The sequence below is a fragment of the Aminobacter sp. P4_D5 genome (genome assembly GCF_056401815.1).
Genome location: NZ_JBFUIP010000008.1, coordinates 37,413 through 62,762 on the forward strand (window position 1 = coordinate 37,413; position 25,350 = coordinate 62,762).

The 25,350-nt window shown below is 61.7% G+C and carries 24 protein-coding genes; 9 read left to right on the top strand and 15 right to left on the bottom strand.

Annotation, left to right across the window (positions count from 1 at the left end; translation table 11 throughout):
• Positions 1-14: 14 nt before the first annotated feature.
• From AC1DWF_RS03485 to AC1DWF_RS03500, 4 genes are all read right to left on the bottom strand, one after another.
• A complete protein-coding gene (locus AC1DWF_RS03485; protein ID WP_476786021.1) occupies positions 15-614 on the bottom strand; it encodes an ABC-type transport auxiliary lipoprotein family protein in 600 nt (199 codons plus the stop codon).
• An 81-nt stretch (positions 615-695) separates the two neighbouring features.
• Positions 696-2,069 (bottom strand): MlaD family protein, encoded by a 1,374-nt coding sequence (locus tag AC1DWF_RS03490; RefSeq protein ID WP_476786022.1) that lies wholly within the window; start codon positions 2,067-2,069, stop codon positions 696-698.
• A 14-nt stretch (positions 2,070-2,083) separates the two neighbouring features.
• Positions 2,084-2,905 carry an ABC transporter ATP-binding protein gene (locus AC1DWF_RS03495; RefSeq protein WP_476841457.1) on the bottom strand — a complete coding sequence of 274 codons (822 nt, stop codon included), beginning with the start codon at positions 2,903-2,905 and terminating at the stop codon, positions 2,084-2,086.
• Position 2,906: 1 nt separating this feature from the next.
• Positions 2,907-4,094 (bottom strand): MlaE family ABC transporter permease, encoded by a 1,188-nt coding sequence (locus AC1DWF_RS03500; RefSeq protein WP_476787599.1) that lies wholly within the window; start codon positions 4,092-4,094, stop codon positions 2,907-2,909.
• Between the two features lie 77 nt (positions 4,095-4,171).
• On the opposite strand from AC1DWF_RS03500, the gene dgcA reads away from it, so the two are divergent.
• On the top strand, positions 4,172-5,155 hold the full coding sequence (dgcA, locus tag AC1DWF_RS03505) for an N-acetyl-D-Glu racemase DgcA (protein WP_476785116.1): 984 nt from the start codon (positions 4,172-4,174) through the stop codon (positions 5,153-5,155).
• Here dgcA and AC1DWF_RS03510 read toward each other — a convergent pair.
• Both AC1DWF_RS03510 and AC1DWF_RS03515 read right to left on the bottom strand, forming a co-directional pair.
• Entirely contained in the window at positions 5,117-6,340 is a 1,224-nt protein-coding gene (locus AC1DWF_RS03510; protein ID WP_476785117.1) for an MFS transporter, read from the bottom strand. The two genes, dgcA and AC1DWF_RS03510, sit on opposite strands and share 39 nt — an antisense overlap.
• A gap of 307 nt (positions 6,341-6,647) precedes the next feature.
• Positions 6,648-7,466, bottom strand: coding sequence for a UDP-2,3-diacylglucosamine diphosphatase (locus AC1DWF_RS03515; protein WP_476785118.1), 819 nt, complete (start codon positions 7,464-7,466; stop codon positions 6,648-6,650).
• 119 nt (positions 7,467-7,585) lie between these two features.
• Here AC1DWF_RS03515 and AC1DWF_RS03520 point away from each other — a divergent pair, with 119 nt between their 5' ends.
• The 3 genes from AC1DWF_RS03520 (at position 7,586) to AC1DWF_RS03530 (ending at position 11,995) form a co-directional block, all read left to right on the top strand.
• The gene (locus AC1DWF_RS03520; RefSeq protein ID WP_476785119.1) at positions 7,586-8,365 is read left to right on the top strand and encodes an SDR family oxidoreductase; all 780 of its coding nucleotides are present in this window, start codon (positions 7,586-7,588) and stop codon (positions 8,363-8,365) included.
• 169 nt (positions 8,366-8,534) lie between these two features.
• Positions 8,535-10,853, top strand: coding sequence for an NADP-dependent malic enzyme (locus AC1DWF_RS03525; RefSeq protein ID WP_476787600.1), 2,319 nt, complete (start codon positions 8,535-8,537; stop codon positions 10,851-10,853).
• A gap of 80 nt (positions 10,854-10,933) precedes the next feature.
• Positions 10,934-11,995 (top strand): DUF2865 domain-containing protein, encoded by a 1,062-nt coding sequence (locus AC1DWF_RS03530; protein WP_476841458.1) that lies wholly within the window; start codon positions 10,934-10,936, stop codon positions 11,993-11,995.
• Here the strand turns inward: AC1DWF_RS03530 and gltX are convergent.
• The gene (gene gltX, locus AC1DWF_RS03535) at positions 11,913-13,286 is read right to left on the bottom strand and encodes a glutamate--tRNA ligase (protein ID WP_476785335.1); all 1,374 of its coding nucleotides are present in this window, start codon (positions 13,284-13,286) and stop codon (positions 11,913-11,915) included. The two genes, AC1DWF_RS03530 and gltX, sit on opposite strands and share 83 nt — an antisense overlap.
• Before the next feature lie 160 nt (positions 13,287-13,446).
• Positions 13,447-15,249: an ABC transporter ATP-binding protein gene (locus AC1DWF_RS03540; RefSeq protein ID WP_476785332.1), complete on the bottom strand. Its 1,803-nt coding sequence runs from the start codon at positions 15,247-15,249 to the stop codon at positions 13,447-13,449.
• 339 nt (positions 15,250-15,588) lie between these two features.
• On the opposite strand from AC1DWF_RS03540, the gene AC1DWF_RS03545 reads away from it, so the two are divergent.
• From AC1DWF_RS03545 to AC1DWF_RS03555, 3 genes are read left to right on the top strand one after another with little or no spacing between them, the layout of a single operon-like run.
• Positions 15,589-15,903 carry an ArsR/SmtB family transcription factor gene (locus AC1DWF_RS03545; protein WP_476785331.1) on the top strand — a complete coding sequence of 105 codons (315 nt, stop codon included), beginning with the start codon at positions 15,589-15,591 and terminating at the stop codon, positions 15,901-15,903.
• Positions 15,900-16,283, top strand: a complete 384-nt coding sequence (locus AC1DWF_RS03550) for an SRPBCC family protein (protein ID WP_476787602.1) — start codon at positions 15,900-15,902, stop codon at positions 16,281-16,283. The genes AC1DWF_RS03545 and AC1DWF_RS03550 overlap by 4 nt, the downstream gene beginning before the upstream one ends.
• A 37-nt stretch (positions 16,284-16,320) precedes the next feature.
• The gene (locus AC1DWF_RS03555) at positions 16,321-16,941 is read left to right on the top strand and encodes an ATP-dependent Clp protease proteolytic subunit (RefSeq protein ID WP_476785267.1); all 621 of its coding nucleotides are present in this window, start codon (positions 16,321-16,323) and stop codon (positions 16,939-16,941) included.
• Between the two features lie 11 nt (positions 16,942-16,952).
• Here the strand turns inward: AC1DWF_RS03555 and AC1DWF_RS03560 are convergent, their stop codons facing one another.
• The 4 genes from AC1DWF_RS03560 to AC1DWF_RS03575 are packed head-to-tail and all read right to left on the bottom strand — an operon-like array spanning position 16,953 to position 21,141.
• Positions 16,953-18,188 carry an MFS transporter gene (locus tag AC1DWF_RS03560; RefSeq protein WP_476787603.1) on the bottom strand — a complete coding sequence of 412 codons (1,236 nt, stop codon included), beginning with the start codon at positions 18,186-18,188 and terminating at the stop codon, positions 16,953-16,955.
• A 5-nt stretch (positions 18,189-18,193) separates the two neighbouring features.
• Positions 18,194-18,613 carry a GNAT family N-acetyltransferase gene (locus AC1DWF_RS03565; RefSeq protein WP_476785269.1) on the bottom strand — a complete coding sequence of 140 codons (420 nt, stop codon included), beginning with the start codon at positions 18,611-18,613 and terminating at the stop codon, positions 18,194-18,196.
• A 48-nt stretch (positions 18,614-18,661) separates the two neighbouring features.
• The gene (locus tag AC1DWF_RS03570) at positions 18,662-20,374 is read right to left on the bottom strand and encodes an NAD+ synthase (RefSeq protein ID WP_476785270.1); all 1,713 of its coding nucleotides are present in this window, start codon (positions 20,372-20,374) and stop codon (positions 18,662-18,664) included.
• A gap of 53 nt (positions 20,375-20,427) precedes the next feature.
• Positions 20,428-21,141, bottom strand: a complete 714-nt coding sequence (locus AC1DWF_RS03575; RefSeq protein ID WP_476785271.1) for a DNA-3-methyladenine glycosylase I — start codon at positions 21,139-21,141, stop codon at positions 20,428-20,430.
• Between the two features lie 289 nt (positions 21,142-21,430).
• On the opposite strand from AC1DWF_RS03575, the gene AC1DWF_RS03580 reads away from it, so the two are divergent.
• A complete protein-coding gene (locus AC1DWF_RS03580) occupies positions 21,431-22,012 on the top strand; it encodes a DedA family protein (RefSeq protein ID WP_476787604.1) in 582 nt (193 codons plus the stop codon).
• Positions 22,013-22,015: 3 nt separating this feature from the next.
• Here AC1DWF_RS03580 and AC1DWF_RS03585 read toward each other — a convergent pair whose 3' ends face one another.
• Genes AC1DWF_RS03585 through AC1DWF_RS03595 form a run of 3 tightly spaced genes read right to left on the bottom strand, consistent with a single transcriptional unit; the run spans position 22,016 to position 23,852 of the window.
• Complete coding sequence (locus AC1DWF_RS03585; RefSeq protein ID WP_476787605.1) at positions 22,016-22,606, bottom strand: hemerythrin domain-containing protein; 591 nt, start codon at positions 22,604-22,606, stop codon at positions 22,016-22,018.
• 39 nt (positions 22,607-22,645) lie between these two features.
• Positions 22,646-23,005: a diacylglycerol kinase gene (locus AC1DWF_RS03590; protein ID WP_476787606.1), complete on the bottom strand. Its 360-nt coding sequence runs from the start codon at positions 23,003-23,005 to the stop codon at positions 22,646-22,648.
• Positions 23,006-23,054: 49 nt separating this feature from the next.
• Positions 23,055-23,852, bottom strand: coding sequence for a DODA-type extradiol aromatic ring-opening family dioxygenase (locus AC1DWF_RS03595; protein WP_476787607.1), 798 nt, complete (start codon positions 23,850-23,852; stop codon positions 23,055-23,057).
• Positions 23,853-24,333: 481 nt separating this feature from the next.
• Between AC1DWF_RS03595 and AC1DWF_RS03600 the strand changes: the two genes are divergently transcribed.
• Positions 24,334-25,341 carry a GGDEF domain-containing protein gene (locus tag AC1DWF_RS03600; RefSeq protein WP_476841462.1) on the top strand — a complete coding sequence of 336 codons (1,008 nt, stop codon included), beginning with the start codon at positions 24,334-24,336 and terminating at the stop codon, positions 25,339-25,341.
• Positions 25,342-25,350: the final 9 nt, after the last annotated feature.

The window sequence follows — 25,350 nt, forward strand, 5'->3', positions numbered from 1 at the left end:
CCCCCACTGCCTTCTTATATCAGCCCTTCAGTCCACTTGACGATTTCGGAAGCAGCCTGGCCGAAGGCACGGTCGAGGGCAGCCACGTAGGCATCGTTGCCGGCACCTGAGACCGGCGCACTGGTGGTGAAGACACGCGAGGCGCGCACCTGGCCGTTGCGATCGTTGAGGAGCCTGACGAACAGTTCGACTTCGGCGCGTTCGCCGCCATCGACCTTGATCTCAAAGCTGCGCAACTCGGCGATCACCTGATAGTCGATCGCAAGGCCCTCGCCGGGCTTGCCTACGCCGATGAAGCCGCCGGCGCGCTGGAATGTCTCCGCGAGACGCGCCTGCACGATGCGCGGCAGCCGATCCGACCACTGCGCGCCCTTGAGGAACTGGATGGAACCTGGCGAAGGCGTGATGACGATGCTCTGACCATCGAGCGACTTGAGCGCGGAGGGCTCGGCGATAAGGATCTGGCGATGGCTCGAGCCGCCGCGCCCAGTCACAGCAGGCGCGGTAAGTTCGTAGGTGTCGAGCGGCGGCGGCGTTGCAACGAACAACGAGGTGCAGCCAGACAGCGCAAGCGCGGCTGCGGTGAGCAGCAATGTTGATCTAGCAGCCTTCACGTGCTGTCCCCGAACAAGACTCAAACCGCGCTTTGCGCGAACCACCCTCAGGCACTTTCATGCTGTGGCATGCCGGCGATGTCAACGACGCACCCGTCCGTCAAACTCGCGCACGCTGCCTTCGCCGCCTGTGATGATGCGTTGGGGATTGCGCTCCAGATCAGAGACCGCCTGTTCGATACGGCTGATCGAACGGCGGCTGTCCTGCACCAGCGACTCGACATCGCGTAGTCCCTGACCCGAGAAGCGCGAAAGCCCGTCCATGATCGTTGAGAGCCGTGAATTCAGCGTGTCGGCAACCTGCTTGAACGATTTCAAAGTCGCGCTGGCATCGGACATCACACCATTCGCCTCGCCCGAGCCGAGCAGCGTGTCGACCTTTGCGAGCACGCCGTCGACGCGCACCGAAGCTTGGTTCAGGCGCGAAGTCAGTTGCTTGGCGTCCGAGATCATCTGGTCGATGTCTTCGGCGCGGTTGCCGAACTTGCCGGTGACCTTGGCCACGTCGGCGGCGACCTTGTTGGCGTTTTCACTGGCCTGTCGGATGTTGTCGAGCGATGCACGCACGCTTGCGGCGTCGACGCCTTCAAGCACGCCGTTGACCTTGGTCAGCGTCTGCTGGGTGTTCTGGGCGAAATCGTTGATCGAAGCGACAGCAGTGTTGACGCCCTTGACGATGCCATCGAGTTGGTCGCTTTGCGCGCTGAGGTTCCTGGTGAAGGTGTCGACACTGGCAACGATGTTTTTCACCTTCTCCGGGTCGACGGATTTGAGCAGCCCTTCGGCAGCGGTGATCGTGCCGTCGAGCTTGCCAGAAACACCTGACAGCTCCTCGGACAGCGCGCTCACGCTCGCCAGGAACTTGTCGACGCCATCGGCATTGCGCGCCAGCGACTCGGAGAATTTCTGCGCATTGTTGACGGTTTCGGTCAGCGGGCCACGGACGTCGTTGGTGAAGCCTTCGAGATTGGTCAGGACGGTATCGGCGCGCTTGAAGATGTCCTGGGCTGTCTGCAGCAGGTTGGTGACGGCGGACGGATTGGCGACGATCTCGGCGATCTTGCCTTCCGCTTCGGCCTGGTCGAGCAGATTCGGTTCCTTGATATTGGCGCCCTTGAGCTCGATGTTGGCCTGGCCCGTCAGGCCGGCAAGGCCGATATCGGCCTGGGTCGACTGGGTGATCGGCGTCATCTTGTCGATCTCGGTGTCGGCAATGGCCACCTGGGGGTTGGTGACGTCGAGATAGACGCGGCGGACATCGCCGACCTTGACGCCGTTGAACAGCACGAAGCTGCCCCTGGCCAATCCCGACGCGGAGCCAGGAATGCGCACGCGCAACGTCACCGTTTCGCCGCGATCGCCGATTGCCGCCGTCCAGTAGACGAAAGCAAAGGCGGCCAGGATCGAAAACAGCGTGAAGATGCCGACGATGACGTAGTTGGCCCTGGTCTCCATCACATCATTCCATTCTATGCCCTGGCCACAAGATCAAGCTGCCGCGCCCGCTTTCCGCGGAAATAGGATCTTACCCACGGTTCTTCGCTCTTGAGCATGTCGTTGATCGTGCCTTCGATCAGAACCTTCTTGTTGCCGAGCACGGCAACCCGGTCGCAGACCGAAAACAGGCTGTCGAGGTCGTGCGTGACCATGTAGACGGTCAGCCCCATCGTGTCGCGCATCTTGCCGACCAACTCATCGAACTCGGCCGCGCCGATCGGATCGAGACCAGACGTCGGCTCGTCGAGGAAGAYGATGTCGGGATCGAGAGCCAGCGCGCGCGCCAGGGCGGCGCGCTTGATCATGCCGCCGGAAAGTTCGGAGGGAAACTTGCATGCCGCATCCGGCGGCAGCCCCACCAACTCGACCTTGAGCATGGCGAGTTCGTCCATCAGCTTCCTCGGCAGATCGAGATATTCGCGCATCGGTACCTGAATGTTTTCCAACACGGTCAGCGCCGAAAACAGCGCCCCGTGCTGGAACAACATGCCGAGGCGCATGTCGATCCTGAGCCGCTCTTCTTCGCTTGCCGTCTCAAGATCGACCCCGAACAGCTTGATCGTGCCGGACCTTTTGCGGACCAGACCAAGGATCGTACGCAACAGCACGGACTTGCCGGAACCTGAAGCACCTACGAAGCCGAGGATTTCGCCACGTTTGATATCGAGATCGAGCTTGTCGAGGATGACTTTGTCCTCGAAGGCGACCGTCAGGTCACGCACAGAAAGCAGCACCTCGCCCGGGGCGTCCTGGATTTGGCTTTCCACCTGAACGGTCTTTGCGCGGCTTGCCATGTCAGAAACTGATCGCTGCGTAGAACATGGCAAACAGGCCATCGAGAATGATGACGACGAAGATGGACTTGACCACCGATGCAGTGACATGACGGCCAAGCGATTCCGCGCTACCGCCAACCTTCATGCCCTCGACCGAGGCGATGGTACCGATGATCAGCGCCATGAACGGCGCCTTGATCAGACCGGCGGAGATGGTGCTGAGGTCGATTGCCAGCCGCAGGCGGTCGATGAAGGCCGCGGGCGGGATGTCGGAATAGAGCCAGGCTGCCAGCATGCCGCCGCCGAGTGCCGCGAAATTTGCAATGATGGTGAGGCATGGCAATGCAATGACCAGGGCCACCAGCCGTGGAAAAACGAGCACGCCGATCGGGTTGAGGCCGATCACGGTCAGCGCGTCGACTTCTTCGCGCATCTTCATCGAGCCTATCTCGGCAGTGATTGCGCTGCCCGAGCGGCCAGCGATCATGATCGCCGTCATCAACACGCCGAGTTCGCGCAGCACCAGAACACCAACGAGGTCGACGACAAAGATGTCCGCGCCGAAATAGCTGAGCTGGTAGGCGCCTTGCTGGGCGACGATGCCGCCGACGATGGCCGACATCAGAACGACCACAGGAATGGCGCCGACGCCCATACGATCGATCTGGTTGAAGATGGCGGCCGGGTTGACGGCATGCCCGCGCCCGAGCTTCATCTGGGCGCCGCGGATGGTCGCGCCAAGAATGTTCATCGAGGCGAGGAAATCGTCGCGCATCTCATAGACGCGGCGACCCATGGCCTCAAGCAAGCGGATGACAACATTGGGTGCGCCTGCCCCAGCCGATTCGCCGTCCCGCCGCACCGCGTCGCTGACCGCACCGAGAAGGATCTTGGCTACATCGCTGCGGCCCTCCATCTGGACCTCAACGCCCTTTTTCTCATTGGCACTGACGAGTCGGTCGATGACCCAGGCACCGGCGGTGTCCATCTTCTCTATGCCGGAAAGGTCGAGTGCCAGCGTCGCAAAGCCCTTGCGCGCCTCGATCTTGCGCATTTCGGCGTCGACGAAAGCAACCGTGCGGGTGGTCCAGATGCCGGTGAACACGCAGGCAAGCACGCCTTCGCGTTCCGCCACAGCAACTTGCGGTCGGTGATCTCGGCCGTCGGCTGCCCCGCCGCTTGCTTCCCGTTTGCCGATGGTGAACATGGCACACTACTTAACGCGTCGGCTGCGGCATGTCGATTTTCGCAACCACGCCAAGCAGTTGAACGGAGCAGATTTTCATGTCGCGTGTCCTTTCGGTCGTAGATGAGCGCTTTCCCATCGCCGGAACGTTCACCATCTCGCGTGGTTCCAAGACCGAAGCCGAAGTCCTCACCTGCACGATAGCCGAATCAGACTTAATCGGGCGTGGCGAATGTGTGCCCTACAAGCGCTATGGCGAGACCTTGGAGAGCGTGCGGGAGCAGATCGAAAAGGCGCGCCGCGAGATCGAGAACGGCGCCTCCCGCGCCGATCTGCTGACGCTGATGTCGGCGGGTGCTGCCCGCAACGCCGTCGACTGCGCGCTGTGGGACCTGGAGGCGAAGACAAGCGGCCTGTCAGTCGTATCGCGGCTCGGGCTTGCCTCGCCTCGTGCACTTGAGACCGCCTACACGCTATCGCTCGGCGAGCCGGAGGCGATGGCGGCACAAGCACGCGCCAACGCGTCGCGGCCGCTGCTCAAGGTCAAGATCGGTGGCGACAACGACATCGCCCGCATCCGCGCCGTCACCGAAGCGGCCCCCAACAGCCGCATCATCCTTGACGCCAATGAAGGCTGGACTGATGCCAATATCGTCGCGAACCTTGCCGCGGCAGCCGAACTCGGCATCGCACTCATCGAACAGCCGCTGCCAGCCGGCGCTGACCAGATCCTTGGCCGCATTGCGCGTCCGATTCCGATCTGCGCTGACGAGAGCGTTCACATCGCGGCCGATCTTGGCAAGCTCAAGGGCCTCTACGATGCGGTCAACATCAAGCTCGACAAATCGGGCGGGCTGACGGCCGCGCTTGAACTGCGCGATCAAGCGCGCGCCCTTGGCTTCAAGGTGATGGTCGGCTGCATGGTCGGCACGTCGCTCGCCATGGCGCCTGCTGTGCTGCTTGCCCAGGACGCCGAATTCGTCGACCTCGACGGCCCGCTGCTTCTGGCGCGCGACCGCTCGCCGCGGCTTATCTACGAGGGCTCAACGGTGTCGCCGCCCCTGCCCGAGCTTTGGGGCTGAGCGGGACGCCAGAACCACAAGCACGATCGCGCACGCAGCAACGACGGCCATGAAATAAAACCCGTCGACGCCGAACCGCTGGTAGAGCGGGCCTGAAAGCAGCGTCACGATCGCCATCGACATGCCATTGGCGAAATAGGCGACGCCTTGGGCCGCTCCGGTACGCTCTTCAGGCACCGACTCGGCAATCAGCTTCTGCACACCGATCAGCACCAGAGCTGTCGATACCGAATGCAGGCTCTGCACGGCGAAGAAGCCAGGGACACCTAGCCCGAGCGGCCAGATCAACGGATAGGCGACCCAGCGCACGATCGCGCCGATGCCGGCCAAAATCAGTACCGAGGCTGTGGATTTGGAGCCGAACAGGCGCGTGAAGAACATGAACATCACGATCTCGGTGACCACGCCCCAGCTCCAGAGCAGGCCGACGACGGTTTCGTTGATGCCGAGCGATTTCCAGTAGATCGACACGAAGCCGTAGAGAAAGCCGTGGCTGCCGATGATGACGCCGGTGCCGCCGGCCATTAGCAGGAAGTAACGGTTGAACAGCTTGGGCGCGGCCTGCTGCATGTCGGTCGCCGACAGCGGCGAGGCAAGTCTCGGCCGGCCGAGGCGCGGCGTGATGAACGACATCAGGAAGCAGCCGAGCAGGCCGATGGAGATAATTGCCGGCACGGCATCGGCCCCTGTCAGCGACAGGACAAAACCCGCGCCAAGACTGCCGGCCAGAAAGGCGATCGAGCCCCAGATGCGCATCGCGGCATAATCCGAACCGAAGCGGCGAACACCCGAGAGCGCCAGCGAATCGGCGATCGGCGAATGCGGCGTCCACACCACCGAAAGTGCGAGCGAAACCGCGAGCACGACGAGATAGGTCGGCTCCAGGAAGTAGCCGAGTGACAGCAGCAAAGCCGACGCCGCGAGGAAGATGAAGACGTTGGCGCGATCCTTGGCGCGATCAGCCATAGCAGCGATCAGCGGCGTGGTGATGACGCGCAGGAACATAGGCGCCGACAAAACGATGGCGATCTGCTCGGGGTCGAACCCTTTGGCTTCGAGCCACAGCGGGAAATATGGCAGGTGCACGCCCATCGGCACGAAAAGTGCCGCGAAAAGCAGTGAGATACGCAGTTCGAAGCGCTGCGGCTTGATCTGCTGTTCTGGCGTGAGTGGGGGAAGCTTCATGGCAGATATGCGGGTCCGGGCGCGACCCGAACCAAACAAGCCTCACCGATTTGCCTGACCCATTACCATGGGTGCCAGCCGCACGAAAGCCGCCGGGTCTGTCGAACAGAGCAAAGGTTGGACCACGCGCCTGATGCTGTGTCTGCCATGCGCCATCACCCCGACCACCGGACGTTCGTCTGCGCCGAGACGTTGCGCCCGCTTATGCACAGGCTGCGCTCCGCCAAGCGAATCGATTTCAGCGTGACCTGGGCCCTCTCGGCGGTGGCGCGAGACGTAATTGGAAACACACATGGCCAGTGTCCGCTCAGGCGGCCTTGTCGACCCGCTGGTCGACGACCATGGGAACGAAGGGTTCGTTGACGAGCTTGCCGGCCAGGACATGCGGCCAGCGCAGGATGACGAAGGTGCCGTCGAAGTTTTCGGCCACCGCCGTGCAGTTTTCGACCCAGTCGCCGGTGTTGATGTAGTCGATGCCGCCAAATTTTTCGATCACTGGGTGGTGAATGTGGCCGCAGATGACGCCGTCGACCTCCGAACGCCGCGCCTCGTCAGTCAGCACATCCTGGAAGGCGCCGATGAAGTTGACCGCCTTCTTGACCTTGACCTTGGCCCAGGCCGAGAACGACCAGTAGGGCATGCCAAAGGTGCGGCGGAAGCGTGCCACCAGGCGGTTGAGCGCCATGGCCGCGTCGTAGGCAAAGTCGCCGAGATAAGCGAGCCAGCGCGCGTTCTGCACCACGGCATCGAACTGATCGCCATGGATGACCAGGAAGCGCTTTCCGTCGGCGGCCTCATGGATGGCGCGGTCGGCAACGACGATGCCACCGAAATGCACGCCCTGGAACATGCGGGCGAACTCGTCGTGATTGCCGGCGATATAGGTGATCGCAGTGCCCTTGCGGGCCTGGCGCAGCAGTTTCTGCACGACATCGTTGTGCGCCTGCGGCCAATGCCATGCGCGGCGCAGACGCCAGCCGTCAACGATGTCGCCGACGAGATAGATGCTTTCGGCTTCGTGATGGCGCAGGAAGTCGATCAGATACTCGGCCTTCGCCGCCTTCGAACCGAGATGGACGTCGGAGATGAAAAGCGCTCGGAATCTGCGTGTGCTGGTGCCGGACATGGCATTTGACCCGTTGCTGTCGCGCTGGCTATGCCCAGATTCATGCAACAGGCGTATGACGGTTGCGGCAGCCGCCCCTTGGACATAGGGTGCGCCATCACCGACAGGAGACAGACATCATGGATCTCGGAATCCGGGGCAAGAAGGCCATCGTGTGCGCGTCGAGCCGTGGGCTCGGCAAGGGATGCGCGATCGCACTCGCCGAAGCGGGCTGCGAGCTCTTCGTCAATGGCCGCGACGCCGCAGCGCTCAGCCGCACGGCGACGGAGATCCGCCAGCGATTCGGCGTGAAGGTGACGGAAATCGTCGGCGACGTGTCCGATCCCGAGGTGCAGAAGGCGCTGTTCACCGCCTGCCCGTCTCCCGACATCCTGGTCAACAACAATGGCGGGCCGCCCTACCGCGATTTCCGCCAACTCGACCGCGCCAAGATCCTCGAAGGCGTGACCAACAACATGGTCACCCCGATCGAGCTGGTCAAAGCGGTGATCGACGGCATGGCCGAGCGCGGCTTCGGGCGCATCGTCAACATCACATCGCTGTCGGTCTACACGCCAATCCCCGGCCTCGACCTGTCGTCGGGGGCGCGCGCCGGTCTCACCGCCTTCCTGGCGGGTGTGGCGCGAACTGTCGCCGACCGCAACGTGACGATCAACAACATGCTGCCGGGCAAGCTCGACACCGACCGCCTGCGCGGACCGCATGAGCCGGGCAGCATCGAAGACCCGGCGCAAGGGGCGGCGAGACGCGCTAGATTGAGCGCTGAAATTCCGGCTGGCCGGCTTGGCACGCCGGAGGAATTCGGCCAGATCTGCGCCTTCCTGTGCTCGGTTCATGCCGGATACATGACCGGCCAGAACATTCCGGTCGACGGCGGGCTCTATGTCAGCTCGTTCTGAGCACCACCAAAGCTGAAACGACATCTCAGCAAATTACGTCAAGCGGTTGGAATGATTGCCATTCCAACAATTGAAAGTGATTCAACTGCCATCTAGCCGTTGACACCTCGAAAAATGCCAGGGTCGTGCTAATAACGGCCTTTGAAGCGGAATCTGTAAGGAGCGAAAAATGGCCGGGGACGACAAGAAGAAGGAAGCGCTCTCCGATCTCGATCAGGCCGCGCTCTTTTTCCACAAGTACCCGGTTCCCGGTAAGCTCGAAATCCAGGCGACCAAGCCGCTCGGCAACCAGCGCGACCTGGCGCTTGCCTATTCGCCCGGCGTCGCCGCGCCCTGCCTCGCCATCAAGGACGATCCCGAAACCGCCGCCGACTATACCGGCCGTGCCAATCTCGTTGCTGTGATCTCCAACGGCACCGCCGTGCTCGGTCTCGGCAATATCGGCCCGCTGGCATCCAAGCCGGTGATGGAAGGCAAGGCCGTCCTGTTCAAGAAGTTCGCCGGCATCGACGTCTTCGACATCGAGATCGACGCGCCCGAGATCGACCAGATGGTCAACACCATCTCGGCACTGGAGCCGACCTTCGGCGGCATCAACCTCGAAGACATCAAGGCGCCTGAGTGCTTCGACGTCGAAGAGCAGCTCAAGGCCAAGATGAGCATCCCGGTCTTCCATGACGACCAGCACGGCACCGCGATCATTGTCGCGGCCGCGGTGCTGAACGGCCTGGAGCTTGCCGGCAAGAACATCGAGGATATCAAGATCGTGACGTCCGGCGCGGGTGCGGCGGCGCTTGCCTGCCTCAACCTCCTGGTATCGCTTGGCGCCAAGGTCGAGAATATCTGGGTCACCGACCGCTTCGGCGTCGCCCACAAGGGCCGTGTCGAGGAAATGGACCGCTGGAAGGACCCTTACGTCAAGGACACCAACGCCCGCGTGCTGGGCGATGTCATCGGCGGTGCCGACGTATTCCTGGGCCTGTCCGCCGCCGGCGTGCTGAAGCCCGAACTGCTCAGCCAGATGGCCGAGAAGCCGCTGATCCTGGCACTCGCCAATCCAAAGCCTGAGATCATGCCGGAAGAGGCGCGAGCCGCCCGTCCCGACGCGATGATCTGTACTGGCCGGTCGGACTTCCCGAACCAGGTCAACAACGTGCTGTGCTTCCCCTACATCTTCCGTGGCGCGCTCGACTGTGGCGCGCGCGCAATCAACGAAGAAATGAAGATGGCCGCCGTGCGCGCGATCGCGGCGCTGGCGCGGGAAGAACCCTCCGACGTCGCCGCGCGCGCCTATTCCGGCGAAACGCCGACCTTCGGCCCTGATTTCCTGATCCCCTCGCCATTCGATCCCCGGTTGATCCTGCGGATCGCGCCGGCCGTGGCCAAGGCTGCCTGCGAAACCGGCGTGGCGACCCGCCCGATCACCGACTTCACCGCCTATGTCGACAAGCTCAGCCGCTTCGTCTTCCGCTCCGGCCTGGTGATGAAGCCGATCTTCTCCAATGCCAAGCAGGCAACCTCCAAGCGCGTCATCTACGCCGACGGCGAAGACGAGCGCGTGCTGCGCGCTGCCCAGGTGGTGCTGGAGGAAGGTTTGGCCAAGCCGATCCTGATCGGCCGTCCGCACGTCATCGAAGTGCGGCTCAAGCGCTACGGCCTGCGTATCCGTCCAGGGATCGACTTCGAGGTCATCAACCCCGAGGACGACCCGCGCTACCGCCACTATGTCGACCATCTGATCGACCTTGGTGGCCGCCAGGGCATCACGCCTGAGGCTGCACGCACCATGGTGCGCACCAACAACACGGTAATTGCGGCGATCGCGCTCAAGCGCGGCGACGCCGACGCCATGATCTGCGGGCTGGAGGGCCGTTTCGAGCGCCACCTGCGCAACGTCACGCTGATCGTGGGCGCCCGCGACGGCGTCAAGGACCGCGACCTGTCCGCACTGTCCATGCTGATCACGCAACGCGGCGTGCTGTTCTTCACCGACACCTATGTGACTGTCGACCCGACAGCCGAAGAGATCGCCGAGATGACGATGCTGGCGGCCGACGAAATCCGCCGCTTCGGCATCGAACCCAAGGCCGCGCTCTTGTCGCACTCGAACTTCGGCTCGCGCGATTCGCTGAGCGCTCAAAAGATGCGCGAAGCAGCAGCTATCCTGAAGCGCATCGCCCCTGAGTTGGCCAGCGACGGCGAAATGCACGGTGACTCCGCACTCTCCGAGGTGTTGCGCCAGCGCGTCTATCCACATTCGACGCTGAAGGGTGAAGCCAATCTGCTGGTCTTCCCCAATCTCGACGCCGCCAACATCGCGCTGACCACGGTCAAGACGATGATGGACGCGCTGCATGTCGGCCCGATCCTGCTCGGCACCGCCCAGCCAGCCCATATCCTGACGCCTTCCGTCACCTCGCGCGGGATCGTCAACATGACGGCATTGGCCGTAGTCGAGGCGTCGCAGCGGGCGCACGCGACGGCCTGATCTAAATCGAGGTTAGCCGCTTCCAGGCAAACGGTTAACCTCGTCGTCGCCAGAGTTGAGTCGACTCGCTAGGGAGAGGCATGTTCAGGCGCGRCGGAAGCGAAGTAAGGCGGGCAGGCTCGACCTGGTTGGCTGCGGTCGCCCTGGCAATCCTGACGAGCGGAACCTCGTTCGTCGCCTCGCCGCAATGCCTCCAACTGGAGACGGAACTCGCCCGCCTGCAGCCTCCCGGCAGTTTCGTGCAGTCGGACGAATTCGCGGCTGCCGCTAACACCCAGGAAGACCAGATCGACCTTGCCCGCATTAAGGCCTCGGATCTCGGCTGCGGCCGTGCCATTGCGGGCGACATGATTGCCGAATGCGCCGCCCTCAACGCCAAAATCGCCGAGATGGAAAACAATCTCGGCAATCTCGACCGACAGCCGGCGCGGCCGAACAAAAGCACGCGGCGCGAACGCATCCGCATTCTCGATGCGATGCAGCTGGCTGGCTGCAACGACCAGGACGACGGGCAAGAAGATGCTGCCACCGACACTGAACCGCTCGACGACCAGATCGGTGGTACGATCATTCGCGGCGGCAGTGCGCAAAGCCTGAGCCCCACCGAGAGCTATCCGCAGCACATCGTGATCAGCCGAAGCCAGGAACAAGCCATCGGCGAGTACCGCACGTTGTGTGTGCGAACTTGCGACGGATACTTCTTTCCCATGTCCAACGCTGCCGGTCTCCAGGATTTCCAGCGTGATGAGAAGAACTGCGAAGCGAGCTGCCCGGGAACTGAGATCGAGCTTTTCTATCACCTGAACGAAGGCCAGCCACAAGACAGCATGGTTTCGGCCCGTTCCGGCCAGCCCTATCGAAACCTGTCCACGGCTTACCGCTACAAACGGGTCGATCTGCCGCGTGTGCCGGCATGCGGCTGCAATGTGAGCCAGAACAGGAACTTTTCCGTCATCGCCGGTGAAGGACGCCCGGTCCCGAGCGCCCCACAGGCAAAGCCAGTGGAGGAAGTCCCCGCGACGATCGCGCCTCGGCCGGCGCCCGATCCCGACCGCAAGGTCAGGGCCGTCGGGCCAACGTTCCTTCCCGACCCACAAGCGGCAACAGGTCTGCGAGTTCCGGGCCCGACTCCAGCCCGGTGAGCGCAAGCCTGAGCGGCATGAACAACGCCTTGCCCTTGCGGCCCGTTGCTTTCTTCACCGCACCTGTCCAGTCCTTCCAGACATTGGCGTCCCATGGCTCTTCCGGCAAAAGGTCCAGCGCCTGACCGACGAATTCGCGGTCCTCGTCGGCGAGCTCGGCCACCGGCTGTGGCCCCTCGCGCAGAATGCGCCACCACGATGCTGCGTCTGACAGCCGATCGAGATTGCCGCGCACAGCCATCCAGAATGCCTCGGCATGCTCGCCACTGACGCCCAGTAACAGAAGCCTATCGCGCACCTCGGCAAATGACATGTGGTGCAGCAGCGCGCGGTTGAGGACTACCAGTTCGTCAGGATCGAATTTGGAGGCCGATTTGGAAGTCGCCGCCGGATCGAACTTTTCGGCAAGGTCGCCAAGATTGGTAACCGCCGTCACATTTTCGGATGTGCCGACCAGCACCGCCAGCGAAGCGACCGACATCGGCTCGATGCCGCTCTCGCGCAGGCTTTCGATCGACAATGCGCCGGTGCGCTTGGAGAGGCCCTCGCCAGAGGCGGTCGTCAACAAATTGTGGTGGCCGAACACCGGCGGCTCAGCACCGAGCGCGCGGAATAGAGCGATCTGCACGCCGGTATTGGTGACATGGTCGTCGCCGCGAATGACATGGCTGATCTCCATCTCGATGTCATCCACCACGGATGGCAGCGTATAGAGATATGTGCCGTCTTCGCGCACCAGAACCGGGTCGGAGAGCGACGCCAGGTCGACGGTCTCTTCGCCGCGAACCAGATCGCTCCAGTGGACCTCGGTACGCTCGGTTTCAAACGGGTTGGACTTGAAGTTCGGCAGCATGAACCGCCAATGCGCCTTGCGGCCGTCCTGCACATAGGCAGCACGCTCCTCATTGGTCAGCTTCAACGCCTCGCGGCCATAGACCGGCGGCAGGCCGCGTGTGCGGCGGACCTTGCGGCGCAGATCAAGCTCCTCTGGCGTTTCGTAACACGGATAGAGCACACCAGCCGCCCTGAGCTTGTCGACCGCAGCATCATAGCTGGCAAAGCGGCGCGACTGGTATTCGGTCTGGTCCGGGAAGATGCCAAGCCAATGCAGGTCGTACAAAATCGAGTCGGCGAATTCCTGACGCGAACGCTCGGCGTCGGTGTCGTCGAAGCGCTGGACGAAGCGCCCCTTGTGCTTGAGGGCGAACAGCCAATTGAACAGGGCCGTGCGCGTATTGCCGATGTGGATGCGGCCGGTTGGCGAAGGAGCGAAGCGAACTGTAACTGTCATCATTGGGGCGTAGCGGAAGGCTCGTTTGTTGACAAGTCAGCGCCACCGGACCCGCCTTTCAGAAACAACGCAAGCTCAGCTTGAATATGAGCCTACCAATGAGGGCCACAGCTGCCCGAAACTGACGAATGGGCCGCGATTTCTCGCGGCCCATAACTACTCAGACGAGCCCTTTGGTCAGCTCGAGCGCCTGACGTTCGAACAGGCGGCGGTAGATGCCGCCGTCGCGCCGGACCAGCGCTTCGTGGCGGCCTTCCTCGACGATCTCGCCGCGATCGAAGACCAGAAGGCGGTCGAGCGAACGCACGGTCGACAGCCGATGCGCGATGACCAGCGTCGTGCGACCGACCATCAGCCGTTCCATGGCCTCCTGGATCAGCACCTCCGATTCCGAATCAAGGCTCGACGTCGCCTCATCGAGAATCAGGATCGGCGCATCGGCCAGGAAGGCGCGGGCAATCGCAACACGCTGGCGCTCGCCACCCGACAGCTTGACGCCGCGCTCGCCGACCAGCGTGCCGTAACCCTTGGGCAGGCGCTGGATGAAATCATGCGCACTGGCAAGCTTTGCCGCATGCTCGATCTCGGCCTGCGTCGCGCCTGGCCGGGCATAGGCGATGTTTTCGGCCAACGAACGGTGAAACAGGATAGGTTCCTGCTGGACGATCGCGATCTGCGAACGCAAAGACGATTGTGTCGCCTTGGCGATGTCCTGCCCATCGATCGTGATCCGGCCTCCGCCGACATCGTAGAGCCGCTCGATCAATTTGACGAACGTCGTCTTGCCCGAGCCGGAGTGACCGACAAGACCGACGCGCTCGCCCGGCTTGATCGACACCGAGAAGTCCCGGTAGAGCGGCAGCGCGTGCGTGCCATAGTGGAACGTCACATTGTCGAACTCAATGCCGCCATCGCGGATCTGGATCGGCTTGGCGCCAGGACGATCAGCAACGCCGAGCGGCTGCCCCTGGATGTCGACAAGCTCCTCCATGTCGTTGACCGAGCGCTGCAGGTTGCGGATGTGCATGCCGACATCGCGCAGATAGCCCTGTAGCAGGAAGAACGAGGTCAAGACGAAAGCGATATCGCCGGCAGTTGCCTGCCCGTTGGACCACAACATCAGCGCAAAGCCGATGATTGCAGCCCGCAGCAGAACCAGAGTGACGTTTTGCGCCGTGCCGTTGATCGTACCACGCGCCCAGGTGCGCGCCGTGCGGTTGCGCCACTTGGCGATCACCTTGGCGAGCCGCCCTTCCTCGCGCTCCTCGGCGCCAAAAGCCTTGACCACCTGATTACAGCTGACGGCATCGGCCAAGGAACCGCCAAGGCGCGTGTCCCAACGGTTGGCAAGGCTTGCGGCCGGCGCGACAAAGCCCAACGACATCACCACCGTCTGGACGATGAAGATGATCGAGCCAGCGGCGATGATAAGACCCATCATCGGCCAGTGCCAGCCAAGCAGGATTGTCGAGCCAACCAGCATCGCGATGGACGGCAGAAGCGCCAGCAAAAGGGTGTCATTGAGCAGGTCGAGCGCCCACATGCCCCGCGTCACCTTGCGCACCGTCGATCCGGCAAAGCTGTTGGCGTGCCAGTCGGTCGAAAAGCGCTGAACGCGATGGAACGCGTTCTGGGCGATGTCGGACATCATCTTCAATGTCAGGTCGATGATGGCGATGAAGGTGATGTGGCGAAACACCAGCGAACCGGTCGCCAATGCGAGCAGCGTGAAGAACGCCGACAGGGCGGCGTTCCAGGCCACCTCGTTTGTCGCCGCACCACTTGCGACAGCGTCAATCAGCCGGCCCGCGAAGAGCGGCGTCAAGACGTCGGCCATGGTCGAGATGAGCACGGTCGCCGAAATCAAGACGATCCGCACCGGCTGACGGCGCCAGTGCTTGAAAGTGAAGCCTAATACGCTGCGAAAAGCACCGCCGCGCAGATCAATACGAAAACGAGCCATGATGCCATTGAGGCGCCGGAAGCCGACGCCGTCCCTAAAGAAAGATGTTCAAAGGTGCGACGAATAATTCTTGCTGAATCAGGAAGTCGCGATGCGGGGCGTCGGAAATACAGAACGCCGGAAGCTGTTCGCCGGGTCAGTGACCCCGGTTCGAACCTCGGGAGGACATGTCATATTCTGGCATTCAGACCTCCCTGCTAGTGGCCGCGAAGAGGTTGCTTATAACCGAGCATTTTTGCTTAGCCAAGCCCCACTCTGGACCGAAGCCTGTTGTGCCAGAAACGAAACGAAAAAACGGGCCACTTGCACAACAGATAAGTCCGTGCTTATCTCACAAACATGAATGAATTCGATGTTTTCCGAGCCCTGTCCGACCCGACTCGCCGCGCAGTTCTCGATCGTCTGATCGCTGGGGCAAGAAATGCCACCGAGTTGCGGGAAGGCTTGGAGATTTCCCAGCCGGCCGTTTCACAGCACATCGCCGTGCTGCGTAGTGCGGGCCTGGTCAACGAGGAACGTGCCGGCAGGCATGTGAACTACTCCGTCAATCCCGACGGATTGCGGCCGCTGTTCGACTGGCTGACCCGCTACCGCGCCTTCTGGCCGGAGCGTGTCGAGAGGCTGAAGACGCTGCTCAAGGAGATGGACCAATGATGGACGCCCGGCAGCAGGACGGAAGCGACGAAGACATCGTCGTCGAATGCGAACTCGAGGCCGCTCCGGAAAAGGTCTGGCGGGCGCTGACCGTGCCTGAGCTTGTCGCGACATGGCTGGATGTTCCGGCAGTTGAAATCGGTGACCGTGACGAGGCTGGACCGGCCTATCGGATCGTCGAGGCCCTGCCCTATTCCCGCGTGCGCTACGCCTGGAGCGATAAGGCAACGACCGAACCGGAAAGCTTCGTCACCTTCGACCTGTCGCTGAACCCTGATGGCGGAACCTCGTTCCGCCTGACCCACAGCGTTGACGCTGGGCGAAGCGTCATGGCTCCTGCAAATTCGAACAGCCCACCGCTGATGCGCCTCGCCGCCTAAGCCCAAAAACACACCAATGATGGAAAGGATTTCGCGCATGCGCGACACGATGCAACTCGTCCCTATGGTGGTGGAGCAGTCGCCACGCGGCGAACGCTCATTCGACATCTTTTCCCGGCTTTTGCGTGAGCGGATTGTCTTCCTCAACGGCGAGGTCGATGACAACTCGGCTTCGCTCATCTGCGCCCAATTTCTGTTTCTGGAATCCGAAAACCCGAACCGCGAAATCTCGTTCTACATCAACTCGCCCGGCGGTATGGTGACGAGCGGCTTTGCCATCTACGACACGATGCGCTTCATCAGCAGCCCGGTTTCCACGCTGTGCATGGGCACGGCGGGGTCCATGGCTTCCTTCCTGCTCGCAGCCGGCGAGCCGGGCCGACGCATCGCTTTGCCCAATGCGAGTGTAGTCCTGCACCAGCCACTAGGCGGCTTTCGCGGCCAGGCTTCCGACATCGAACGCCACGCCGAGGACATCATCAAGCTCAAGCGTCGGATGACGCGCCTTTACGCCGAGCATTGCGGCCGGACGGAGGAGGAAGTGACACGCGTGCTCGACCGCGATTTCTTCTTCACCGCAGACGAAGCCAAGGAGTGGGGACTGGTCGACCACGTCTATGACCGCCGCAAGACCGTCGAAAGCTTTTCGGCAAAGTAAGCTGGTTCCCCTCAAGCTTCGACAGGCACAGCCGAGACCTGGCTTCGCGCGCGCACCCGGCGCGAAGCCAGCAGCAGGACAAATGAAATGGCAAAGCAGTAAAGCCCCATGGCCACGATCTGGCCGGGATAGCTCGTTCCGCCGTCGATCAGGAACCCGGTCAGGCCCGGCCCGATTGCAGAGGCGAACACCCCAGCGGCGACGATCAGCGCCCTGATCGAGCCAAGGTGCTTGAGGCCATAGACTTCGGGCCAGACCACACCGAACAACGTCGTCGACAGACCGTTCGAAACGCCGAGCAGCGCCATGAAGCCAAAGGCACCCCATTGCTCGTCGACGAGGCCCAGCAACAAGCAGGCGAAGCCCAAGGGCAGCAATACGAAAGGCAGCAGCGATACGCCGGAAAAACGGTCGATCAGCTGGCCGACGATCAGCGTGAAGGCGGCATTGACCACCGCCGTCACCACAAAGGACGAAGCAAAGACTTCGAGCGACCAGCCCCGCAGTTCCACCAAATAGACCTGATGGAAAAACAAGGTCGTCACGATCAAGCCTGGCACCATGACGCCGAGCAGCAACAGGTAGAAAATTGGATCGCGGACCACTTCGGCCCGCGTCCAGTCGCGCGCATCGATCCGGCGCGCCACAGGATCCGACGAGCGCGGCTTTCGGTCTGTAGCCACCAGCAACGCGATTGCCGGCACCGCGATCAACGCCAGAGCTGCGGCCGCCAGCAGCCAGCCGTTGCGCCAGCCAACCGAGGTGGCGAGCAGCACAAAACCCATCGGGATGATCGCATCGCCCGCGTTATGCCCAAGAATGACTGTCGAAAGCGCCCGCCCCCTTTGGGCCGAAAACCAGCGCGAGGTCGCGGTGTAGGCTGAATGCACCATCATGCCCTGGCCAAACAGGCGCAGGAGATAGATGGTCACAAACAGCAGGACGAGGTGCTGGGACAGCGCCATTGACGCGCTTGCAAGCGCCAGCATCGGAACAACGAACAGCACCACCTTCTGCACGCTGTAGCGGTCGACGATCTGGCCAAGCCGAGGCAAGCTCAACGCGCTGGCGAGCGTCGCGAACATGTAAAGCGTGCCGAATTCGCCATGCGACAGCCCATAATCGCGGCGGATGTCGCCGGCCGACAGCGCGATGAACGATGTCATGCCGAACGTCGAAAAGAAGGTGAGCAAAAACCCGCTGGCGAGCCAGCGCGGATTGTCGCGGACGAAGGCTACGTACGACATGTGCTTTATTCGCGGGTGGCCGGCTGCCGCGCCAGGCGCATGTACATGCCGTCGCTCGAAACCTCGAATCCGAACTTGTTGTACAAAGTATGCGCGTCGCTGGTGCGCAGGCTCCAGCCTGTGACAGTCGCAAGGTCGGGGTGATCGAGCAGCGCCTGCATCAGCTTCTTGCCGATGCCCGAACCGCGATGTTCCGGCCAGACGATGACGTCGCACACATAGGCAAAGCAGGCATAGTCGGTGACCGCGCGGGCAAAGCCTACTTGCAGCCCGTCTAAATAGGCACCCAAGCAGAGCGAGTTTTCAAAGGCGCGGCGATTGAGATCGTCGTTCCGCTGCGCCCCCCAATAGCTCGCCTTGATGACTTCTGACGTCCTGCCGAAATCGATACGCGACAGGTCAAAGCTGATCTCGACCGCAGTCATAGGCCGTTCCTTCCGGCGGACGCTACCGCACGATGCTGGCTCAGAGTCTTATCCGCGATCCCTGAATCTGTTCGTGATCGGGTAGCGCCGGTCGCGACCGAAATTCTTCTTGGTGATCTTCACGCCCGGTGCCGCTTGCCGACGCTTGTATTCGGCGATGTAGAGCAGATGCTCGATACGGTGGACGGTGTCACGGTCGTGGCCACGCGCCACGATCTCGTCGACGCCCATTTCGTTTTCGACCAGGCATTCCAGGATATCGTCGAGCGCCGGATAGGGCGGCAGCGAATCCTGGTCGGTCTGGTTGGGCCTGAGTTCCGCCGACGGCGCCTTGTCGATGATGTTCTGTGGGATAACGATGCCCGAAGGGCCGAGCGCGCCGGGCGGCACGTGCGTATTGCGCCAGCGCGACAGCGCATAGACCTGCATCTTGTAGAGGTCCTTGATCGGGTTGAAGCCGCCATTCATGTCGCCGTAAAGCGTGGCATAGCCAACCGACATCTCGCTCTTGTTGCCGGTGGTCACCACCATCGAACCGAACTTGTTGGACACCGCCATCAGGATCGTGCCGCGCGCGCGGCTCTGCAGGTTCTCCTCGGTGATGCCCTCTTCGGTGCCCTCGAACAGTTGTGTCAGTGCATGCGAGAAGCCGTCGACCGGCTCATGGATCGGCACGATATCGTAGCGGCAGCCGAGTGCGCGGGCACAATCTTCCGCATCCTTCAGCGAGTCGCCCGAGGTGTAGCGATAGGGCATCATGATCGCCCTGAGCCGCTCTTCGCCGAGCGCGTCGACGGCAAGCGCCGCACAGATCGCCGAATCGATGCCTCCAGAAAGGCCGAGCACGACGTTCTTGAAGCCGTTCTTGTTGACGTAGTCGCGCAGGCCCAGCATGCAGGCGCGGTAGTCGGCCTCTTCGCGCTCGGGGATCTTCGACATCGGGCCTTCGACACAGGCCCAGCCTTCGCTTGCACCATTTTGCGCGCCCGCGGCGTCACGGTTTCTCATCCATGTCGTGATCACCACCGCCTCTTCGAACTGGCTCATCTGGAAAGCCAGTGAATGGTCGGCATTGATCGCAAACGAGGCGCCGTCGAAGACCAGTTCGTCCTGGCCACCTAGCTGATTGGCATAAAGCAGCGGCAGGCCGCTTTCGATGACCTGGCGGATCGCCACCTGGTGGCGGACATCCATCTTGGCGCGGTAGTAGGGCGAGCCATTGGGCACAAGCAGGATCTCGGCGCCACTTTCGGCCAGAGTCTCGCAAACGCCGAGTTCGCCCCAGATGTCCTCGCAGATCGGGATACCGAGGCGCACGCCACGGAAATTGACTGGTCCGGGCATGTCGGGACCCGGCTGAAAGACCCGCTTTTCGTCAAACTCGCCATAGTTGGGCAGGTCGACCTTGAAACGCTCGGCAATTACCTTGCCCCCATCGGCGACGATGATCGCGTTGTGCACCCCGCTTTTGCGCTTGACCGGCACGCCGATGATGACGCCGGGACCATTGTCAGCCGTGTCCTTGGCAAACTCGTCGGCGGCGCGCTCGCAGGCCGCAAGGAAGGCCGGCTTGAGTACCAGATCCTCCGGCGGATAGCCGGCCAGGAAGAGTTCGGTGAACAGAACCAGATCGGCACCTTGGCGCGCCGCGTCCGCCCTCGCCTCGCGCGCTTTGGCAAGGTTGCCTGAGATATCGCCGACTGTCGGGTTAAGCTGGGCGACAGCGATGCGGAGGACATCGGGAATGGTTTTTTTCGTCATGTCAGCGATTTAGCCTGCGTATCTGTGTCGGGCAATGCCGTTCGATTGGACCATCATTCGCCCATATAGGAGCGCAGTTCGTCGGCCGAGTGATTGACGCCGATCGACATCGACAAAATGCGCGAAATATGTGCCCGTGGCAGCTTGGTCTTCGCCACCCACTCATTGATCTGGGCCTGCACTTTGGCGAGATCCTTCTTGGAAGTAGCGCTTGCGGCGATGTCGAGCCCGGCGTCGCGCAATGCCAAAATCATGTCCTGCGACATGATGAAGGTATCCCATCCAAGCCAGCGCAACAGATACTGGCCGGTGTTGCCGCCAAGCCGGCTGCCGTGCTTGCCGAGATAGGCTGTGAGGCCGATTTGATCGTCGGCAGGCCATGCAGCCAGGAATTTACCGAAGCCGCCATGCTCCTTCGACACTTGTTCGACGAAGGCCGCGTTGTCGCGCACCGACCTGATCTTTTGCGGATTGCGCACGATGCGTTTGTCGGAGGCAAGGTCGTGCCAGAAATCGTCTGGTTGAAACAGCAGGCGTTTCGGCTCGAAGCCGAGGAACGCTTCCTCGAAACCCGGCCATTTCTGTTCGATCACGCGCCAGACAAAGCCTGCAGCAAAGACGCGTTCGGCCATGGTGGAGAGAACACGATCGTCGGTGACCTTGGCGAGTTTTGCATTGTCGGACGCAGGGCTGAGTAGCGACATCAGTACGGCATCGCCGCCCTTGCGCTCGGCCGCACGCGCCCTGATCTTCGCAAAATCCGCCATCGATCTTCCCTCCTCGCCGCGTGCGATGCGATATCCATCATCTTCGTATATGGATATGCGGCTGCCAAGCTTGYGCCTTTATTGCGGAGTGGAAGAGGAGCCCCTCGCGGAACCGGCAGGCCGCGCGTGACGCATCGACGGCGCAAGATTATGCGGTAAACCTCAAGGCCGAGACCAGGATCATGGCGCTGCACGAAAAACGCAACGAAAACCGTTTCCAGGAGATCATCCTGTTGCGCGAACAGGTCCGCGAACACGCCGAGCCGATACGACGCATGGCTCCCAGCTAATGATGGACACCGTCCACTACCTCGTTGAGCGCTTTGGACTGCTTGCCGTTTTCATCGGCTGCATGGCCGAAGGTGAAAGCGTGGCAATCCTCGGCGGCTTCTTCGCTCACCAGCAGATATTCGCGCCGTGGCAAGTATTGACCGTCGCATCCGCCGGCGCCTTTTTGGGCGACACGCTGTTCTTTGTCCTTGGCCGACGGTTTTCCGGCCATAAATGGGTGCGTCTGCTCAGGCGTCGGCCCGGCTTCAGCCATGCCTACAGAATGGTCCAGGCCCACCCCAATCTCTTCGTTCTGGCCAACCGCTACATCTATGGCATGCGCATCGCCGGCGGCATCGCCGCCGGCCTGTCGCGCATTCCGGTCATGCTCTTTCTCGCCCTCAACGCGCTATCGGCGCTGGTCTGGGCAGCATTGTTCGTCAGCCTTGGCTATGTCTTCGGCCTCGGCGCCGAGCATATCATCGGCGACACGCTGAAGGGTCACCATCGCTTGCTCATAGGTCTGGGTATCGGCGTGGCCGTAGCGATCGCCGGATGGCTTCTCGCCCATCATGTTGCGAAGAAAGAGCCGCGCGAATAGGTATCAGCCGACGCCGAGCTCGCGGTCTCCCCGATCGAGAATGAGCGGAATGATCAGGTCCTCCTCATCGTCGAGATGGCGGGTCAACATCGCGACCAGCCGCGCATTCTCATCGGCATAGGCGTCGGCGGCAAAGCGCTGCTTGTCTTCGCTTTCTTGCAGTGCACGGAGAAAGGCGTTCGCCGTCTCAGCGTTGCGCTCCAGCGCATCATGAATGAGGTGATGGTCGGCATCGAGGATATCGAAACCGCGTTTCAACCGCTTCTCGGCATTGGCGAAGGCCGGGAAATAATGCTGGTCCTCGACATTGTGGTGGCCGTCGAGATTACCGAGGAAGAAGTTGAGCCGCGGCGCGAACCAGCGCGCGAACTCAGGCGCGTCGAGCCTGCCCTCGCGATAATCGCCAATACCACCAGTCAGTGTCCCGCCGAGTTCTCGGAACATGTCATGGCGCTGCAACCACATCGACGCCATGCCGTGCACATTGTCGTGGGCGCGCCAGTCTTCGCGCGGATATTGCTCGACCAGCCAGCGCAGATCTTCCGGCAGACCGTCGCGCGCTTCGAGATGATGAGTGTTGGCCATGTCAGCCATGCGGGTCTCCTTTGGTGACCGCATATGGGGACGCACTCGTCAGATCGGAAGACCAAGCGCGCGCTCGACAATGGCAAAGCCCCAGAAGCCGAGAACGAGGACAATCGAGATCAGCACCGCGAGCGAGCCGCAGTCCTTGGCCAGCTGGATGTCGATGTTGAATTCGCGGCTGACGGCATCGCAAGCCGCCTCAATGCCGGTGTTGAGCACTTCGACGGTGATCAAAAAAAGGATCGAACCGATCAGCAGCGCGTAACCGCTCCAGGTGCCGGCGACGAACCAGCCGATCGGCAATGCTGCGATCAGCAGCATGATCTCCTGCTGGAATGCCGCTTCGGTGCGGATGAGCCGCGAGAACGCGCGCACCGAATTCTGGAAAGCCTTGACCAGCCGCTCCATGGAATGCCCTTTCAAATCTTCGAAAGGGCATCATGTAGCGGCTCAGCGGTCAGTCGAACAGATAAGAATCGTTGGCAAAGAAGCCGTGGTCGACCGAATCGTGCACCCGGCGCCCCTTGGCACCCTCACCCGCCGCACCATAGGCAAAGAAGATCGGCATCAGGTGCTCGTCGGTCGGATGGTTATCTCCAGGGAACGGCGCCTTGGCCCGCCAATCTAGCACTGCTGCGGCATCGCCTGAGCCAAGCTTGTCGGCGAACCAGTCGGTGAATGCCTGAACCTTTCCGGCAAGCGCCGGATCGGGTTCCGCTCCATGCCGCAACCTGCTGAAATAAGCCCGCAGATTGTGCGTGATATGGCCTGAGCCGATCAACAGCACGCCGTCGTCGCGCAACGGCGCCAATGCCTTGCCGATGGCATAGTGCCATGCGGCGTCGCGATTGGGGTCGATCGACACCTGGACGATCGGAATGTCGGCATCGGGAAACGCCAGCTTCATCGGCGTCCAGCTGCCATGGTCGTAACCACGCTTTTCATAGGTATGCGGCTTGAGGCCAGCTGCATCCAGCATGCCGAAAACCTTGGCGGCGAGCGCAGGTTCTCCCGACGCCGGATAAACCATTTTGTACAATTCCGGAGCAAAGCCACCGAAATCATAGATCATGCCAGGCTTGGGATCAGTCACTACGGCAACGCCGTCGGTCTCGAAATGCGCAGATACGATGACGATGGCCTTGGGCTTCGGCATCAGCTGCGAGACAGTTTCGAGATAGTGGCGCGCCGGCGTCTCGGCCAAAACGATATCGGGGCCGCCATGCGAAATGAAAAGGGTGGGCAACGAGCTCATGTTCTTTCTCCTTGCCTGGAATATATGCTTTGTCGACCGCATAGAGCAGACCGCTGCTAAGCGACGAAGCGTTCACAATTTGAGGACGAGATCGGGACCTTTGTTCAATACTGCACACGGCGATGTCGGGCGTCGACGGCAGTGCGCGAGGATTTGCGACATTCGGCGCTCCGGCCCATGCATGCTACAGCTGGCACAGTGAAAAATACACCCTGTGGTAGAAAAATGACCGTGACAGCGCTGCAAATTAAGGAAACCTTAGCCAGCCTAAATTAGATATCAACACAAGCGAGGTGCGCAGAGGGGACCTGCGCCATTGCAAACTTTCTCTTTCACGCCGCTCGCACCCCCGACCGGTTGCCCGCCAGCTTCTCGCCGGCGCGCCGCCGGCCGTTTGGCCAACTGAAACGGGACAAAAATGCACTCCGCAGCCGCCCCGACAGACCGAGGCAACAATATTGCGAGCACTGTCGTGGCAACCATGGGCCAGATGGGCGTGATTGGGTTGCCTCGCAATTACGAGATCTTCTACGAGGCGCTCACCGGAACGAACCCGGCGCTCAGCCTCGAGGTCATAGCCCTCGGCAATCGCCCCTCTCAGGAGCAGCTCGATCTGGTTGGCCAGAAGTTCTTCGCTCAGAATCACGGCCAGGGAATCGTCGAGCACGCACGTGAAGTGCTTGCCCGCGAACTCGAAGGCGTGGCAAGCCTGCTGCGCAACGAGCGCACCCACTTGGAGCGCTATGGCAAGGTGCTCGACGAGACATCGAGCGGGCTGAACAGCCGCACTGCCATGTCGCAGGAACTGCTACAAAAGATCGTTGGCGTCATGTCGGTGGCAACTGCGTCTACCATCGACCACGGCAAGCAAGTGGCCAGCACGCTCAGCGACAAGTCAAGCGAACTCGAAAGCGTCAAATCGAAGCTCGAAGAGTACAAGAAGCTCGCTGATACCGATCCCCTCACCCACATCTGGAATCGTCGTGCCTTCGACCGGCGGATCGCCAAGATCTATAACGATARCAAGGGCATCCTGTTCAGTGCCCTAATCCTTGCAGATATCGACCGCTTCAAGGACATCAACGACCGGCACGGCCATCCGGTCGGCGACAAGATCCTGCGCATCATCGCCAGCATCTTCCAGTCCAGCGTTCATCGCGACATGTTCGTGGCCCGCACCGGCGGCGAGGAGTTCGCGCTGATCGTCGAGGGCACCACTGAGGAAGCCACCTACGAGATCGCCGACCGCGTTCGCCTGCTGGTTGCGCAGACGCAACTCAAGGAAATTCAGCCGGGCGTGAATTGCGGCCAGGTGACGGTTTCGATGGGCGTGTGCATGGCATCCGACGCCGAGAGTGCGGAAGACCTCTATGCCAAGGCTGACCGCGCGCTCTACCGATCCAAGCTGATCGGCCGCAACCGCGTCACCCGCTACTCGACGATCGCCGAACGCCAGGGCAAGAACTGGATGCTTTACAAGAAGGATTGACGCGAGGCT

What these genes read in the sequence shown, in the direction of transcription:
- AC1DWF_RS03590 (WP_476787606.1), bottom strand. Translation starts at nt 23,005, where the DNA reads ATGGAGCGGCTGGTCAAGGCTTTCCAGAATTCGGTGCGCGCGTTCTCG.
- AC1DWF_RS03555 (WP_476785267.1), top strand. Translation starts at nt 16,321, where the DNA reads ATGCGCGACACGATGCAACTCGTCCCTATGGTGGTGGAGCAGTCGCCA.
- AC1DWF_RS03500 (WP_476787599.1), bottom strand. Translation starts at nt 4,094, where the DNA reads ATGTTCACCATCGGCAAACGGGAAGCAAGCGGCGGGGCAGCCGACGGC.
- AC1DWF_RS03585 (WP_476787605.1), bottom strand. Translation starts at nt 22,606, where the DNA reads ATGGCTGACATGGCCAACACTCATCATCTCGAAGCGCGCGACGGTCTG.
- AC1DWF_RS03515 (WP_476785118.1), bottom strand. Translation starts at nt 7,466, where the DNA reads ATGTCCGGCACCAGCACACGCAGATTCCGAGCGCTTTTCATCTCCGAC.
- AC1DWF_RS03580 (WP_476787604.1), top strand. Translation starts at nt 21,431, where the DNA reads ATGATGGACACCGTCCACTACCTCGTTGAGCGCTTTGGACTGCTTGCC.
- AC1DWF_RS03560 (WP_476787603.1), bottom strand. Translation starts at nt 18,188, where the DNA reads ATGTCGTACGTAGCCTTCGTCCGCGACAATCCGCGCTGGCTCGCCAGC.
- AC1DWF_RS03525 (WP_476787600.1), top strand. Translation starts at nt 8,535, where the DNA reads ATGGCCGGGGACGACAAGAAGAAGGAAGCGCTCTCCGATCTCGATCAG.
- AC1DWF_RS03510 (WP_476785117.1), bottom strand. Translation starts at nt 6,340, where the DNA reads ATGAAGCTTCCCCCACTCACGCCAGAACAGCAGATCAAGCCGCAGCGC.
- AC1DWF_RS03490 (WP_476786022.1), bottom strand. Translation starts at nt 2,069, where the DNA reads ATGGAGACCAGGGCCAACTACGTCATCGTCGGCATCTTCACGCTGTTT.
- AC1DWF_RS03550 (WP_476787602.1), top strand. Translation starts at nt 15,900, where the DNA reads ATGATGGACGCCCGGCAGCAGGACGGAAGCGACGAAGACATCGTCGTC.
- AC1DWF_RS03595 (WP_476787607.1), bottom strand. Translation starts at nt 23,852, where the DNA reads ATGAGCTCGTTGCCCACCCTTTTCATTTCGCATGGCGGCCCCGATATC.
- gltX (WP_476785335.1), bottom strand. Translation starts at nt 13,286, where the DNA reads ATGACAGTTACAGTTCGCTTCGCTCCTTCGCCAACCGGCCGCATCCAC.
- AC1DWF_RS03565 (WP_476785269.1), bottom strand. Translation starts at nt 18,613, where the DNA reads ATGACTGCGGTCGAGATCAGCTTTGACCTGTCGCGTATCGATTTCGGC.
- AC1DWF_RS03540 (WP_476785332.1), bottom strand. Translation starts at nt 15,249, where the DNA reads ATGGCTCGTTTTCGTATTGATCTGCGCGGCGGTGCTTTTCGCAGCGTA.
- AC1DWF_RS03575 (WP_476785271.1), bottom strand. Translation starts at nt 21,141, where the DNA reads ATGGCGGATTTTGCGAAGATCAGGGCGCGTGCGGCCGAGCGCAAGGGC.
- dgcA (WP_476785116.1), top strand. Translation starts at nt 4,172, where the DNA reads ATGTCGCGTGTCCTTTCGGTCGTAGATGAGCGCTTTCCCATCGCCGGA.
- AC1DWF_RS03570 (WP_476785270.1), bottom strand. Translation starts at nt 20,374, where the DNA reads ATGACGAAAAAAACCATTCCCGATGTCCTCCGCATCGCTGTCGCCCAG.
- AC1DWF_RS03545 (WP_476785331.1), top strand. Translation starts at nt 15,589, where the DNA reads ATGAATGAATTCGATGTTTTCCGAGCCCTGTCCGACCCGACTCGCCGC.
- AC1DWF_RS03520 (WP_476785119.1), top strand. Translation starts at nt 7,586, where the DNA reads ATGGATCTCGGAATCCGGGGCAAGAAGGCCATCGTGTGCGCGTCGAGC.